This is a genomic window from Streptomyces sp. NPDC006463, from assembly GCF_042870715.1.
In the GTDB taxonomy this organism is placed as follows: domain Bacteria; phylum Actinomycetota; class Actinomycetes; order Streptomycetales; family Streptomycetaceae; genus Streptomyces.
In genome coordinates this window covers 1-13926 of the sequence record NZ_JBIAHP010000041.1, presented here as the reverse complement: position 1 = coordinate 13926, position 13926 = coordinate 1, and the positions used below count along the sequence as shown (strand labels likewise).

Sequence of the window (13926 nt, the reverse complement as noted above, 5' to 3'; positions counted from 1 at the left end):
GTGGTCTTGGATCCGCAGCGTTGGCTGGAGCTTCGGCGCTTTCGTGGCTTGCTGGAGTCCGGGGCGATGAGCTTGTCGCAGATCGCCAGGGAGACCGGGCTTGACCGCAAGACGGTCCGAAATACCTGTCGGCGCCGGGGCCGGCGACGCCTCCGCGGAGGTCGCCGAGTGGGCGGTCGCAGGCCAGGGTGATCGACGAGTTCGGACCGCTGATCGACTCGATGCTCCGGGCCGAGGTCCTGATGAAGGCCGCGGTCATTCATGAGCGTCTGACCCAGGAGTACGGCTTCACCGGGAACTATCAGCGGGTCAAGCTCTACGTTCAGACGGGCCGGCCCAGGATTGCCGAGGAGCTCGGGATCACGCCCAAGGAACTGGCGGGGATGCACCGCCGGTTCGAGGTAATCCCGGGCGCCCAGGCCCAGGTTGACTGGGGTGACGAGGGAAAGATCCTCGCTCACATGGGCATCGCGAAGGTCTATTCCTTCCACATGACGCTGTCGTACTCGCGTGACCCGTTCTGCTGCTTCACCACCAGTCAGGACCTGCAGACGTTCTTCGACTGCCACCGCCGGGCGTTCGCCCACTTCGGCGGGGCGCCGATGACGATCGTCTACGACCGGCCCAAGACTGTGGTCCGCCGCCACGTTGCCCCTGGTGAGGCGGTCCCGCCGCATCCGGAAGCGGTCGGCCTCGCCGGCCACTACGACTTCGACATCGACGTCCTGGCCGCCTACCGGCCGCAAGGCAAGGGCCGGGTCGAGCGGCAGGTCCTGATCGTCCGCGACCACGTTCTGTCCGGCCGGGCGTTCTCCTCCGTTGACGAGATGGACGCCAGCGTTCACGGCCTGGGTGCCCGTGCGGCGGGCCCAGATCCACAAGACCCACCGAGAGGTCATCGCGGAGCGGGCGGCGAGAGACCATGCGGCTCTCAAACCGCTTCCCCCAACTCCGTATCTGGCGGCCGAACGGCAACTGCGGGACGTCGGCAAGGACTGCCTGGTCGCCTTCGACGGCAACCTCTACTCCGTCCCGGCCCGCCGAGTCCGTCCCCGCCAGCTGGTCGAGATCCGGGCCACGAAATCCCAGGTCATGCTGCATGCAACTCTCGCCGATGCTGGCGGTCATCGACGAATCGCACTGCGACGGGTTGCCCACCGGCAAGAACCGCTGTACCACCACCGGCGATATCCCGATCCAACCTCGTCAGGAGCGGCCGCGGGGCGAGGAGACCGGCCCGTTGCAGGCCTTGCTGAACAGGGCCGCAGCCACCCGGATCGAGGTCGGGCGCCGACCGTTGTCGGTGTATGACGAGCTGACCGGAACCCGCCCCTTCACAACCCATCGAGCGACGAAGGAATCGTCTTGAGCGAGCTCACCGGCAACCGCATCCGCACCACGGCCGGCAAGCTCGGCCTGCCCCACCTCGCGGAAACCATCAACGAGTTCACCCGCCGGGCCGACGAGGCGAAGATGGGCTACCTCGACTTCCTCGACCTGGTCCTCTCCGAAGAACTGGCCGTCCGCGACGACCGCCGCTTCCGCCAGGGCCTGAGACTCTCCCGACTGCCGCACCACAAGACGCTCGATGAGTACGACTTCTCCTTCCAGCCCGACCTCGACCCGCGCAAGGTCAAGGACCTCGCCACCCTCTCGTTCGTCGAGACGAAGGCGAACGCGCTCTCCTGGGTCCGCCGGGGGTCGGGAAGACGCACATCGCCGTCGCTCTCGCGGTCGCGGCCTGCCGGGCCCGGTACTCGGTCTACTTCACCAGCCTCGACGACATGGTCCGCAACCTCAAAGCCGCTGAAGCAGCGGGCCGCCTGGCCAACAAGCTGGGTACTTACCTGCGGCCGGGCGTCCTCGTGGTCGACGAGGTGGGCTACGAGATCCTCGAGCGCGGAGAAGCCAACCTGGTCTTCCAGGTCATCTCAAAACGGTACGAAAAGGGCTCGATTATCCTGACCTCAAACAAGACTTCAGCGAATGGGGACAGATGTTCGGCGATGAAGTCCTCGCCACCGCTATCCTCGACCGCCTCCTGCATCACTGCGACGTGATCTCCATCAACGGCCCAAGCTACCGGCTGAAGAACCGCCTCAAGGCAATCGAGCGGGACACAGACGTGGCCTAGCAGCCGGTGCTGCGACGGTTGACCCACGACATCTCCAACTCCGACAGCGGAGGTTCGGGCGTAGGACCGATGTCGTTATAGACGGCCACGGGATCGTCGGGCGCCGACCACGAGCCAATCGTCCACAGCCGATACACGTGCTCGCGGCCCTCCGGCAGCGGCACGGTGATGCTCTCGGGCGCCGGAGGGCCGGGGACACAGCGGCCGACGTCATCTCCGTATGGCCCGCCCCCGAAGACGGCATGCATCCAGCCGTGCGGTGGCGTCCCGCTCAGAGTTGCCGACGCCGGGAGGTCCGACGAACAGGACGTTGGAGGCGGCTGTCTGCGGTCTCGTCGTCGAACCAGTAGTCGCCGGCGGCGAGGTAGCGGAAGGAGTGTGCGCTGTGGGCGGGGAGGGTCACGGTTGCGGTGCGGGTGCCGTCGCCGCCGGGCTTGAGGGGGTGGGCTGCGGGGTTCCAGTGGTTGAAGTCGCCGACCACGCTGACGGGGCCGGCGGGGGTGTGGTCGGGAAGGATGAAGGTGACCTGGGTACGGCCCTTGACCTGCTTGCGTTCAACAATGAGCGCTCCAACCACGAAAGAAGGGGGGACGGGCTCCTGCATACCGCCGCCGAGACTGACTGTCACCTTCCACCTCGCTGCGCCCGCGCACCAGTTCATGCGCCTGCTGGAGGTGACCGGCACCGCGGACCTGTTCGCCATCGACCCCCGGCGGCCTGAGTGACGCGGACGGCGGCCGGGGGTGAGCACGTTAGCTGAAGGGCACGCTGGGGCCGGAGCGGCATCCGGGAAGAACATGCGCCGCGCGAGACGGTCCAGCCGTCGATCCACTGCTTCACCCAGCCGGTGACCTGGTCCTCGGCAGAAAGCCGGTCGCGCCACCGGCGCGATGCCGTGCCGAGGGTCTCGTCCACAGGCCTCTCCTTCTGGGGCGTGGCGCGTGGCCAGGGTTCCCGCACGGTGCCCCGCGCCGCCTTCTGGTCCCCGGCGCGCCCTGCGGATTGAAATCGCCGGGGCCCCTTCGGGCGCGTTTACCAGCAATTTCGCTCCGCTATACGGACCGCCCTGTCCTGGGCGCCTGCCCTGCGCGCTTTCGCGAAGGGGCAGCGTTCGCCTCTGGCCCGGGTCTGCCGCCGTAGGAGGTGTCCGGTGAGCAGTGGTGGGCTTATGGCCGGTAGCGGGACGCGATGGGCGCGGGAGGTCCCCGCGGACCCGGGAGCGAACCGTTCGGTCTGCGCCTCCATACGGTCGACGATGCCTCCCTCTCCCGCTTGTCCCACCGGCCGGTGGCGTACTCGGGTAACGGGCGACACGGTGGGTAGGCGCCGGACACGCCGGCCGACCTGCCGGCACGGCGGGCGAGGAGGCAGACATGTCCGCACGCATTCCAGACCCAGAGCCGCGCAACACGTCCCGACCCAATCAAGGAGTGCCGCCCGGCGAGACGCCGCCCGGTGAGTCGAGTACCGGCTCCGGCGCGGGTCCGTACCGTCCTCTCACACGCGGCTGGGCCAAGGGCCCGCTCCTGGTGATCTGCCTGGTGGCCTTGGCCTGCGCCCTCTTCTTCCTGGCCTACGCCGTCATGCTGAACGTCTGACGCGGGGCCGGGCCGACGAGACGACTCAGAGCCCCACGGTCGCTGCGCCCCTGTGGTGAGGAGCAGGTCCGATGAGACGCATAGCGACGATCGGCGTCTACGGATTCACGGCCGACGCCTTCCTCGAGACGCTCGCCGGTGGGGGAGTGGGGCTGCTGCTCGATCTCCGTCAGCGCCGCGGCGTTCGCGGCTCCGACTACTCTTGGGCCAACTCGGCGCGTCTCCAGCACGCGCTCGCCGCGGCGGGCATCGGCTACCGGCATATGAAGGAGCTGGCACCGACGACGGAACTGCGTCAGCTCCAGTACCGCGAGGACGACCGCCAGGGCGTGGGCAAGCGCAACCGCATCGTCCTGGCGCCCGAGTACGTCGAGCGCTATACCCGCGAGATCCTCGACCGCTTTGATCTCGGCGCACTCGTGGCCGATCTTCCGAGCCGTGCGGTGAGCGCCCTCTTCTGTGTCGAACGCGATCCGGAGGCATGCCACCGCTCGCTCGTGGCCGAGCGCCTGCGTGTCGAGCACGGCCTGCTGGTCACGAACATCCGCCCGGGGTAATCCGTGTCCGTGCCCGTCCGGTGCCGGAGGGGATGGTGCGTGTGCGGCAAAGAGGCGGGAGCGGGAGCCGCTGTGCACGGCGAACGCCTTGGCGTACGCGGACCGCGGGACGGTCGGAGCCTCCCGGTCAGGGCGTTGAGTATGCGCGTGCTTCCCGGGTGGTTCAGGCCGCGGTGGGTGCGTGTGTCTCGCGCGGCTGCCGCTCTGCTGGGTGCCATTCGGCCAGGGGGATGGTCGCGTCGTTGGTGAGGTGGTTTTCGTGGTGGTCGAGGATGGCGCGGACGAGGCGGCGCAGGGCTTCGGGTGCGGCTTCGCCCGCTGCGGTGGCGCGTACGACGGTGTCGAACAGGCGCTGTTCGCCGAAGAGTTCGCCGGAGGCGGAGCGGGCGTCGGTGACGCCGCCGGTGTGGATCAGGATGCGGTCCTGCGGTTCCAGTTGAGCGTGCTGGATGACGCTCGGCACGCGCTCGGTGTGGGGCGGGGTGATACCGAGGGGGAGCCCTCGCGTTCGAGGGCGGCGGCGGCGACGCGATGGCGGCGGATCAGGAGGGGCGGGGGGTGGCCGCAGTTGACCCAGGTGAGCTCCCCGGTCTGCAAGTCCAGGTCGGCGAAGACCGCGGTGAGCAGCCGCTCGGGGAGCCACTGGTGTTACGACGTGCACCGTCTGGGCTGGCGAAGCACAGCTCGTGCACGACCAGCCGCGCCTGGTCCGCGGGCAGGGCTGCGATCAGCTCGTCATGCGTCAGGTTGGCCTCCGCCTCGACTTCCAGGGCGGACGGAGTGTGGCCGTAGTGGAGGATCACGGTGTTCGTCTCCCGGGTCTCCTTCAGGCGGTGGAGCGCGCCAACGCCCTCCGGTGAAAGGCCCTGCCGGGGTACTCCCGAGGTTCTCGTCTCGCGTGGCTGTCATGTGGGGAATAACGGTGCGGTGGCGGGGAGGATGCGCGCGGCGACGGCAGGAGCGAGACAAGGCCCGGGCGTGAGCCGAGCCCAGTGTGACAGTCAGCACAGCGGGCCCACGTTCGTGGACCCGCTCCCGCGAGCGTGCATAGGCGACGCCGTCGGGGTGGGAGAGGGGCCGGCGGCCGTGACAGCACCTTGGTGCCCGCCGTGGACGTGGGAGCGATATTCGACGCGTTCCTGCCCACTGAGGGGTACCGCGGTGGCTGGGGTTCGCCGCCAGGGCCGGGCCTCACGGCAGACGGCAGCTCAGTCCGAGGACAGTGCTTGGAGCAGGTCGCCGACTTGGGGATCGGGCAGGGCGCGGGCGACGTCTGCCTGGGCGACCATGCCGACCAGGCGGTGACCGTCGATGACGGGCAGGCGGCGGACCTTGTGTTCGGTCATGGTGCGCAGGATCTCCGCGGCGTCGTCGTCCGCCCCGATGGTGACCGCCTCGCCTTGCGCGAGCTCCCCGGCCTTCACAGCGGCAGGGTCCCTGCCGGCACCGAGGACCTTCACCACGATGTCGCGGTCGGTGAGCATGCCCTTGAGTTTGTCGTCGGTGCCGCAGATTGGCAGGGCACCCACTCCCATCTGCGTCATCTTCTTCGCGGCGTCGAGCACCGTCTCTTCGGCGCCGATGCACTCGGCGCCTTCGGTCATGATCTCGCGGGCCGTCGTCATCTGGTAGCACTCCTTCGTCGGTGTCCACGGGCGTACGCAGCTGATCGGGGCACGCCGGGGACATGAGTGCCCGCGGCGGCACACGCGGATAACGCCGCTCGCCGGGGGTCCACCCACACGCCTGAACGGCATGCGCGGGCGCGGCTGCGTTGTCGCCCGCTGGAAGGCTTCGATCACCGGGTCACCGGGTCACCGGGTCACCGGATCACCGGATCACCGGTGCTGAGGGGGAAAGGCAGGCCGCTCACGGTCTCCCGACACGGAACCCCTGCGGCAAGGGGTCCGTCTGTCAATCGGCGGTCCATATCAGCCATCCCCCCTCGCTGCTCTTCGATGTCCCCGGGTCGCACGATGAGCCTCATTGCGCCTGCGGTTCGGACCGGTGGTGGTGACAATCAAGACAACTTGCTGATCAAGGAGCCCGTCATGACGGCAGACGCCCCCTCCTCCGCCTCGCCTACCCCGCTCAGCATCACGGCGTGCGACGACAGTGCTGTGTTTTGCTTCACCGGCCAGCTGACCGCGCAAGAGCTTCTCCGGCTGGAACAGCAGCTCCTCGACCCACGCCTGACCCGGGCGGGCGAGTGGGTGTGGGACATGTCCGGCCTCGAGCACCTGGACCTGATCTGTGCTTACGCCCTTCTGCGGTCCGCCCGCCGGACGGCGAGTGGACCTATTCGCGTCCGGGGCGCACGACGCAACGTCCAGAGGACCTTGAGATATGCGGGCGTGCAAGCGATCGTCACAGTGGATGCATAGCCACATAGCGCAGCGGGTGGACCAGCGGGGCCCCGGCGTCTAGAACTTTGACCTGCGCTTCGCCAGGCACATACAGCCGCTGGTACACCCTTCTGCGACTCGCATCACCGACCTGTTGGGGCGGCCTTCTTGCTCCACACCACCATGGTGATCCTCTGGTACCGATCCTGAGCCGGAGGAGCGGGCGGTGCGGTCTCTTGTGTCCTGCGCGCCGCCCTCCCGCGGCATCCTCGATGCTCCGACGGGTAGGCGCTGCAGACCAGGAATGGTCAGGGCAGCTGGAGGATGCAGTGCAGCGTGTGAGGGTTCCCTTGATGTCTGTGTACTGGACCCGGCAGGCGTTCGTGCACTGGCCATACCCCCCAGCCGTCATCCAGGGCCTGCTACCGCCCCAGCTCGAAGCCGATGTCTTCGAAGGACAGGCCTGGGTGAGCATGACACCCTTCCTCATGTCGCGCACCCAGGTCCTGGGAGTGCCGATGCCCTGGGGGACTTTCCCCGAGACGAACCTGCGCACCTACGTACGGCGTCGCGGCGGACCGAGCGGCCTGTGGTTCCTTGCCCTCGAGGTCACCCACCCGGCCATGCTCACCGCGCGGCTGCTGGGGATTCCGTACTCCCTGGGGCACCTCGTGGCGGAGGAGCACGGCGGCACGCGCCACTACGCGGGTCGGCGGGGGTGGCGAGGACCACGCTACGAGCTCGAGGTGCGCACCCATGAGCGCATCCGAGCGCCCCGACCGCTGGACTCGTGGCTGACCGACCGCTTCCACGCGTACTCAGTGTCCGCAGGCGCGCTCTGGCGAACCCCGGTCGTCCACGAGCCCTGGCCGCTCTCCACCGGAGCCGTCGTGCGCATGGAGGAGTCCCTGCTGTCTGCTGCAGCGCTGCCCGAGCCGGCCGATTCCCCCCTCGTCCACATCTCACCCGGTGTCGGCCCGGTACGCCTCGGTTTCCCCAGGCGCGTGGCATAACAGGCGCGCCTCTTGGTGGGGCGGTCGTGTAGCGGAATCTTCGACGCCGCCTACTTCGGCGCGAGGTCGGGACACTCACGGACAGCACCGCTCTCGAACTCGGCGCCGGACGCTACCGGATGGACTCGGCAACCATCGAACCCGAACAGCTGACGTCCTCTCGCGTCCACCGATTCGTTCAGCTGACCTGACCCGAAGTTGGTGCAGAGAAGGACCAAGATCAGAAGGTGAGACACCACCGAATCAGCTCCTGGCCCCCGCCCCAAGCCGACTCCGCTGTCGGTGGGAGAGCCCGAAGCGCAACTGCGGCACCTGCGCCGACCGAACCGGTCCAGCTGGCACGATGCCCTCATGGAGCCGCTGCCGACCCCGTGCCCCGCCCACCTGGTCCCCGACGTCACCAGCTTCGGCGACTTCGGCGGATTCGACGCCGCGTACCGGCAGGCCCAAGCGCAGCACGCCGTGTTCGTCGCCCTCGAAAGCCAGGGCCCGTGGTGGACCGTGAAAGCGGACACCCTCACCGCCGCCCGGGACACGCCGTCGAGGACACCGTGAACGACGCCGCTCGCAACGCTGTCCAACGGCTGGTCCAGGCTGGCGAAGTCAGCCCCAGCACCTCGGTCTCATACCACTCCTGGTGGTGGCGCGTCATGCCTCATCGTGACCGCGCAGCGGCGTGATCGGTGCGCGCCCCGCCGGAAGCCGGGCCGCACCTCCGTCCAGGAGCGACCGGAGTAGAGCAGGTCCGGGGCTGGTTGGCGCCGTGGCGCTCCAGCAGGCTGCGGGCCTTCGCCTGGGCTTCCGCGCTGGGGCGGCCCTGATGACGGAGGCGAGCCGGCCAGCGGACCAGGCGGTGCGACGGCTGGTGTCGCCTCATAGGCTGCCGCCATGACCGAGATCCACACCCCGACGCCCCGCGACGCCTTCGATCTGCTCATGGCCGGCAACCAGCGCTTCGTCTGCGGAGCCACCGAGCATCCGAACCAGGACGCCGCCCGCCGCACCGAGATCGCACCGTCCCAGCAGCCGTTCGCAGTTCTGTTCGGCTGCTCCGACTCCCGGCTGGCCGCTGAGATCATCTTCGACCGTGGCCTGGGCGATCTCTTCGTGGTGCGCACTGCCGGGCATGTCGCCGGCACGGAAGTGCTCGGGTCCATCGAGTTCGGCGTGAGTGTCCTCGACGCGCCGCTGGTTGTTGTCCTCGGCCACGACTCCTGCGGCGCTGTCGCCGCGGCCTGTTCCGCCCTGGAGAACGGGCAGACGCCGGGCGGCTTCGTCCGGGACGTTGTCGAACGGGTGACCCCGAGCGTGCTGGCAGCCCGTGCCGCCGGACGCGAGACGGCCGAAGAGATACTGGCCGAGCACATCGAGCACACGGTGGACCTGCTGCTGGAGCGTTCCCGCGTTCTGGCCGAGCGGGTGGCCGCCGGCCGCCTTGGCGTGGTGGGCTTGTCCTACCGGCTGGCCGACGGCAGTGCGCAGCTCGTCGCGTCCCGCGGCCTCGATGCGGCGGTCCCCGCCGCACCCTGACCGCCCCGGCCATGGCCGCTCACGCGGAGTGTCGGGGGCCCGCGGCACGGCGGAGCCGGTTGGCGATCGCGAGCCCCAGCCCCTCCTCTACGGGCAGGGACGCGATGATGAGGTCGCAGCCCTGTTCGTCGAGGTCGCGCAGGAACCCGTACAACCCGTACGCGTACGTGTCCATCGAATCAGGGAGGGCCACCACGGCATGCGCCTTCGTCGAAGCGCCGGCGAGGGAGGCGGGAAGGAAGACGCCCACCTGATGGCCCCGCTCTTGCGCGAGCTCGGCTTCGGCGACGATCTGCTGCGGCTCGACGAGGACGACACGCGCCCGCGGTGCGTAGTGCGACGGGTGCTGACCCGGCACCCGGACGCCGCTTGCGGAAGGGACGGCGAGCGGGTGCCCGAGCACGGCTTCGAGGTCCTCGCGGGTGACCCCGCCGGGCCGCAGGATCGTCGGGGTCTCACCCGTGGCATCGACGATGGTCGACTCGACGCCGACCTCACAGGGCCCGCCGTCCAGCACGAAGTCGACTGCGTCACCGAGCTCCGCTCGGACGTGGGCTGCGGTGGTGGGGCTGACCGAGCCGAAAAGGTTGGCTGAGGGTGCCGTGACGCCGCCGCCGAAGGCAGACAGCAGCGCCAGGGCGACGGGGTGGTCGGGCACCCGCACGGCCACCGTCTCCAGCCCACCGGTCGCTTCGAGAGGCACCCGCCGCCCGCGCCGCAGGACCAGCGTCAGCGGCCCCGGCCAAAAACGCTCCGCCAGCAGGCGCGCCGTCGCGGGTACCTCCTCGACCCAGTCGTCCAGGTGCTCCGCGCTGGCGAGGTGGACGATCAGCGGGTGGGTGGGAGGGCGCCCCTTGGCCTGGAAGATCCGCGAGACGGCCGCAGGGTCCTCGGCGTTGGCGCCCAGACCGTAGACCGTCTCGGTCGGGAGACCCACCAGGCCCCCGGCGCGCAGTACCCCTACCGCCTTCTCGATGTCACTGGTCGTTGCCGTCACGCTTGTGCCCCTCTCACCGTTCCGCCTCGTGTCCGTGCGCGCAGGATGACGAGGACCACGCCTTGCAGCTTCATCATGCCGCCCCGGGCGGACGATCCATCCGCAGCCTTGGCAGCCTCGACGCCGAGGGTGACGGCCCGCAGCCCCTATCCAGGAGGCGGCCCGCAGCCGCTGGTTCAGCCTCGGGCTGCTGGGGCACGCAAGCCTGACGGCGAGCGGCCAAGCCGAAGTTGCGTACGGCCGAAACGCAATAGGGCGGCAGCCCCTGATCGCTGCTGACGGCCGGTTCGACGGTGACATTCGGCAATCAGCGCCCTGAGAGGATCGAGTGGGTGCCAATACGGTGCCAGCAGGCGGGGCGGACAGGCTTCGAGGCACTGTTCCACCGAATTGCCGAGCGGCCTGGTTCTCGATGGCGCACAGGCCGTCTGGGGCGCGGCGGGCCAGTGCTGCGATCAACATCAAACAGCCTCGGACATGCTCACGGAGCACCCCCGCCTGGCGGGCTGGCCCACCGGAGGGCCTGGCACCGCGATTCTACCGGCGGTAGAATCAGATCATGGGCAGCAGCAAGGCGACGAGCGTCAAGACGACCGAGGCCGTCCGCGACCGGCTGCGCGTTCTCGCGCAGGAACGCGGAACCACTATTTCCGAGCTCTTGGAAGAGCTTGCCGCGAGCCGGCTGACCTCTGCCGAGCAAGAGCAGCGCGCCCGGGAGGCGGCTGCCGAGCTCGGCCTGGAGTACACCGAGGAAGTGCGGCGCACCGGACAGTCCGCCTGGGAGCGCGTTCGCGCCCACCAGGGCGGCGCCGCCGCGTGAGCCTGACCGCTGTTTTCGACCACACCGCCCTGGCTGCCTTGTACAAGGCGGACGCGTTCTTCACCGGCCTCTACATCGAGTCTTCGCGCGGCGGCGGGCGCGTCCTGATCCCGGCCCTGTCGATCCTGGCTGCCGAACGCTCGGTACCGGGAGCCGGCGCACACGCAGCGAGGCTGCGCTTCGCCGAGAGCGTGGCGTTCACCGCCGCGCACGCGCTGGACGCCGCCTTGTGGCCGGCCACAGACTGGGCTGTCACCCATCCCGCGGCCATCGCCTGGCAGGCGGCGAAGACGGGCGAGCCCGTTACCGTCCTGTCATTGGCCCCCGAGCTGTATGAGGGGACGGGTATCTACCCGCTCAATCCCCAGTAGGGAGCGCGGCCGCCGCGCGCGGGCCCCTCCGAAGGCGACACCCGAACCGCCCTGGCCGCCTTCGGAGAAGGCGGACTGCACCGTGTGTCCGGAATCATCCCCTGCGAGGACGCGAGATCGGTGCTCCACGATGACGACTACGCAAAGCTCCTGGACCGGCGGCCGTTGAAGGCCGGCTGTGTCACGGAGGTTCTGACCGGCCCGCCAGGCTCCCCGCTCTCGTTCGACATAGTCGTGCTGCCGGATCTTCTGGAGCGGACCTATACCCCTCGCCGCGGTGAGCGGACGCTGAAGTACCTCGAGGGAGGCAGACTCATCCGTTCGGTGAGCCTCCAGGGCATCTACCGGCTCGCCCCCGCGTCTGCCTCCGAATTGCGCCAGCGGGTCCTGGACGCAGAAGGCTCCACGATGATGCGTGCGAGAGGTTGAACGGCATGGACGACCAGCGAGGCCGGCCGAGCTTTCCTTCGGACTTTACAGAAAGGGCAGGTCCGCAGGGGTGTGGTGTCTTCCCTGGTCAATTTCGGCGCGTTCGTGGATCTCGGCGGGTGTGTCGATGGCCTGGTAAACGTGGCGGAAGTGTCCTGGCGGCGCTACGACCGCCTGACGGACGTGGTCGAGGTGGGCCAGAACGTCACGGTGGTGGTCCTGGACATCGACTTGGACCGGGTCCGAATGTCCCTCTCAATGAAGGCATTGCAGTCCGACCCCTTCAAGGGGTTCGCCCGTACTCACCTCGGCCGCGCCCTTCCCGGCCGCGTGACCAAGGTCATCCCCTTCGGCCTCTTCGTCCAAGTACATGAGGGCATCGAGGGCTTGCTGCACGAGTCCGAGTTCAAATGGGGTGACACCGGCCGCGTCGCATCGCTCCCACAGGTCGGCGACGAAGTCGTCGTTGAGATCACCGACATCAACTTCACGCCGCGCAGAGTCTCGCTATCGCTACACCACTGATGGGCCACTGGTGAGGCGGTACTGGTCGAGCAGCCTCCGCAACCGGGGTCGAGCCCTCGGGGGCGTTGCGTTCGATGTCTGCTGCCCAGCCGTACGACGCGTTGCTGCCACCATTGGATCCTGCGTAACTCGCGGCGGAGTGGCGGTCGAGGTCGTCGGGTGTGGCGAAGGGGGTGTTGGCCATCGCTCTGCGCACGAGTGACCAGACGGTCTCGGACGGGGTTCAGGTCGGGTGCATAGGGCGGGAGCCGGCGGTGGTGAGCCAGTCGTGCTCGGCCTCGTACTGTTTCAGCCCGGCGGCCAGGTGGGTGTTGAGGTTGTCCCAGACCACCACGATCGGGCCGTCGAGCTGGATGTGTGCCCGCCCGCACCAGAAGGTCGCGGTAGTCCTTCCAGGAGAAGCTCTTGCGTGCGCCCTTGAGCAGGAGAGGGGCGCGGGGCCGGTGGATGAGACGGCTCTGCTCACCGGGTTTGTAGCAGCACGCACTGCCAGATGGTGCGGGTCCGGCGAGCGAGACGGAGAGGTATACGCGAGGAACCGGTGTGAAAGCCTCCTAAGGTGCCACCAGCTCGAACCTGGCGGATCCGGGCTGGTAGCGGCGCGCACCCGCACCGTGGTTGTTGGTGCCGGGGAACTTCCGGGTGGTTTGTGCTAGACGGCCCGGGAGGCCACAGCGAAGTGCTGCGGGTTAGCTGTGGCGATGCCGCGGGGGTATAGCCGGGCGCCTACTCCGTTGATCGATCGATTGGTGAACACGGGAACCTTCCCGGTCTCGCCCCTCGTCCGCGCTGCCAGCGCGGTCGGGACGGGCTGGGCACATCGTCTGCCGAACAGGCTGGGCAAGGGGCGGAGCCGCCGTAGTAGTCCGAGGCCGGGAGAGCCGGCCACATGGCGAAGGGCGGCAGCGAGATTGCATGGGAGGTACTGCGATGTCCGAAGGCACCGGGGTGAATGCCCCGGTCACGTGGCCGGTGGCTGAGTACGCCGAGCTACGGGTACGGAAGATGCAGATCAAGCTGCACCGTTGGGCGGTAGCCGATCACGGCTTCCGGTTCGATGATGTGTTCAACTTCGTGTGTGACCCGGCCACTCTTGTGGTGGCGTTCGAGCGGGTCGCAGGCAACACCGGAGCCCGAACTGCGGGCGTGGACGGCCTTCGTGCCGACCACGTGCAGGCATTCGGGGCGGAAGCGTACTTGGAGCAGATCCGTTCGCAGCTGATGGCAGGGGTCTTTCGGTCAATGCCGGTGCGTGAACGGATGATCCCCAAGGCGGGCGGGAAACTGCGCCGTCTGGGGATCCCGACCATTGCGGATCGGGTGGTCCAGGCCGCGCTGAAGCTGGTCATAGAGCCCATTTTCGAGGCGGACTTTCGTCCGTGCTCGTACGGGTTCCGGCCCAACCGGCGGGCGCATGACGCTATTGCCGAGATTCATCTGTTCGGCACTCAGGGTTACCGATGGGTGCTGGACGCCGACATCGAGGCGTGCTTCGACCGTATCGACCACGCGGCTCTTAGAGGTCCTAACAAAGGCGTTGGACATGTCGGTGGGTGATGAGGCAGGTGGCGAGGCCGAGGAAGGCTTCGTGGATGTCGTCGCGTCGT

At 68.6% G+C, this 13926-nt stretch carries 12 protein-coding genes and 6 pseudogenes; 13 read left to right on the top strand and 5 right to left on the bottom strand.

Going from position 1 to position 13926, the window contains the following annotated elements:
* Window positions 1-1369, top strand: a pseudogene (istA, locus tag ACFYOB_RS39100) (IS21 family transposase).
* A pseudogene (istB, locus tag ACFYOB_RS39095) lies at window positions 1366-2134 on the top strand (IS21-like element helper ATPase IstB). Before istA ends, istB begins: the two co-directional pseudogenes overlap by 4 nt.
* Before the next feature lie 271 nt (window positions 2135-2405).
* Here istB and ACFYOB_RS39090 read toward each other — a convergent pair.
* Window positions 2406-2711 carry an isoamylase early set domain-containing protein gene (locus ACFYOB_RS39090; RefSeq protein ID WP_388569181.1) on the bottom strand — a complete coding sequence of 102 codons (306 nt, stop codon included), beginning with the start codon at window positions 2709-2711 and terminating at the stop codon, window positions 2406-2408.
* A gap of 796 nt (window positions 2712-3507) precedes the next feature.
* Between ACFYOB_RS39090 and ACFYOB_RS39085 the strand changes: the two genes are divergently transcribed.
* Window positions 3508-3732, top strand: a complete 225-nt coding sequence (locus tag ACFYOB_RS39085; RefSeq protein WP_388569178.1) for a DUF6480 family protein — start codon at window positions 3508-3510, stop codon at window positions 3730-3732.
* A 71-nt stretch (window positions 3733-3803) separates the two neighbouring features.
* Window positions 3804-4289 (top strand): DUF488 domain-containing protein, encoded by a 486-nt coding sequence (locus tag ACFYOB_RS39080; RefSeq protein ID WP_388569176.1) that lies wholly within the window; start codon window positions 3804-3806, stop codon window positions 4287-4289.
* 163 nt (window positions 4290-4452) lie between these two features.
* Here ACFYOB_RS39080 and ACFYOB_RS39075 read toward each other — a convergent pair.
* Window positions 4453-4886 (bottom strand): annotated as a pseudogene (locus ACFYOB_RS39075) (PP2C family protein-serine/threonine phosphatase).
* A gap of 611 nt (window positions 4887-5497) precedes the next feature.
* Entirely contained in the window at window positions 5498-5914 is a 417-nt protein-coding gene (locus ACFYOB_RS39070) for a CBS domain-containing protein (protein ID WP_388569173.1), read from the bottom strand.
* Between the two features lie 426 nt (window positions 5915-6340).
* Between ACFYOB_RS39070 and ACFYOB_RS39065 the strand changes: the two genes are divergently transcribed.
* From ACFYOB_RS39065 to ACFYOB_RS39050, 4 genes are all read left to right on the top strand, one after another.
* Entirely contained in the window at window positions 6341-6673 is a 333-nt protein-coding gene (locus ACFYOB_RS39065) for an STAS domain-containing protein (RefSeq protein WP_388569170.1), read from the top strand.
* Window positions 6674-6987: 314 nt separating this feature from the next.
* The gene (locus tag ACFYOB_RS39060) at window positions 6988-7647 is read left to right on the top strand and encodes a YqjF family protein (RefSeq protein WP_388569168.1); all 660 of its coding nucleotides are present in this window, start codon (window positions 6988-6990) and stop codon (window positions 7645-7647) included.
* Window positions 7648-7998: 351 nt separating this feature from the next.
* Window positions 7999-8202, top strand: coding sequence for a hypothetical protein (locus ACFYOB_RS39055; protein WP_388569166.1), 204 nt, complete (start codon window positions 7999-8001; stop codon window positions 8200-8202).
* A gap of 333 nt (window positions 8203-8535) precedes the next feature.
* Entirely contained in the window at window positions 8536-9177 is a 642-nt protein-coding gene (locus ACFYOB_RS39050) for a carbonic anhydrase (protein WP_388569164.1), read from the top strand.
* Window positions 9178-9196: 19 nt separating this feature from the next.
* Here ACFYOB_RS39050 and ACFYOB_RS39045 read toward each other — a convergent pair whose 3' ends face one another.
* The gene (locus ACFYOB_RS39045; RefSeq protein WP_388569161.1) at window positions 9197-10174 is read right to left on the bottom strand and encodes an L-threonylcarbamoyladenylate synthase; all 978 of its coding nucleotides are present in this window, start codon (window positions 10172-10174) and stop codon (window positions 9197-9199) included.
* Window positions 10175-10733: 559 nt separating this feature from the next.
* On the opposite strand from ACFYOB_RS39045, the gene ACFYOB_RS39040 reads away from it, so the two are divergent.
* The 4 genes and pseudogenes from ACFYOB_RS39040 to ACFYOB_RS39025 all read left to right on the top strand — a co-directional run.
* Window positions 10734-10994, top strand: a complete 261-nt coding sequence (locus tag ACFYOB_RS39040) for a hypothetical protein (protein ID WP_388569158.1) — start codon at window positions 10734-10736, stop codon at window positions 10992-10994.
* Window positions 10991-11365 (top strand): hypothetical protein, encoded by a 375-nt coding sequence (locus ACFYOB_RS39035; protein ID WP_388569156.1) that lies wholly within the window; start codon window positions 10991-10993, stop codon window positions 11363-11365. The genes ACFYOB_RS39040 and ACFYOB_RS39035 overlap by 4 nt, the downstream gene beginning before the upstream one ends.
* Window positions 11366-11449: 84 nt before the next feature.
* Complete coding sequence (locus tag ACFYOB_RS39030) at window positions 11450-11794, top strand: hypothetical protein (protein ID WP_388569154.1); 345 nt, start codon at window positions 11450-11452, stop codon at window positions 11792-11794.
* Between the two features lie 3 nt (window positions 11795-11797).
* Window positions 11798-12310: pseudogene (locus tag ACFYOB_RS39025) on the top strand (S1 RNA-binding domain-containing protein); the annotation flags it as partial.
* Between the two features lie 119 nt (window positions 12311-12429).
* Here ACFYOB_RS39025 and ACFYOB_RS39020 read toward each other — a convergent pair.
* Window positions 12430-12768 (bottom strand): annotated as a pseudogene (locus ACFYOB_RS39020) (transposase); the annotation flags it as partial.
* A 556-nt stretch (window positions 12769-13324) separates the two neighbouring features.
* On the opposite strand from ACFYOB_RS39020, the pseudogene ACFYOB_RS39015 reads away from it, so the two are divergent.
* Window positions 13325-13837: pseudogene (locus ACFYOB_RS39015) on the top strand (reverse transcriptase domain-containing protein); the annotation flags it as partial.
* Between the last annotated feature and the right edge of the window lie 89 nt (window positions 13838-13926).

Coding starts and splice junctions, on each gene's coding strand:
- ACFYOB_RS39085 (WP_388569178.1), top strand. CDS start 3,508: ATGTCCGCACGCATTCCAGACCCAGAGCCGCGCAACACGTCCCGACCC.
- ACFYOB_RS39080 (WP_388569176.1), top strand. CDS start 3,804: ATGAGACGCATAGCGACGATCGGCGTCTACGGATTCACGGCCGACGCC.
- ACFYOB_RS39070 (WP_388569173.1), bottom strand. CDS start 5,914: ATGACGACGGCCCGCGAGATCATGACCGAAGGCGCCGAGTGCATCGGC.
- ACFYOB_RS39065 (WP_388569170.1), top strand. CDS start 6,341: ATGACGGCAGACGCCCCCTCCTCCGCCTCGCCTACCCCGCTCAGCATC.
- ACFYOB_RS39060 (WP_388569168.1), top strand. CDS start 6,988: ATGTCTGTGTACTGGACCCGGCAGGCGTTCGTGCACTGGCCATACCCC.
- ACFYOB_RS39055 (WP_388569166.1), top strand. CDS start 7,999: ATGGAGCCGCTGCCGACCCCGTGCCCCGCCCACCTGGTCCCCGACGTC.
- ACFYOB_RS39050 (WP_388569164.1), top strand. CDS start 8,536: ATGACCGAGATCCACACCCCGACGCCCCGCGACGCCTTCGATCTGCTC.
- ACFYOB_RS39040 (WP_388569158.1), top strand. CDS start 10,734: ATGGGCAGCAGCAAGGCGACGAGCGTCAAGACGACCGAGGCCGTCCGC.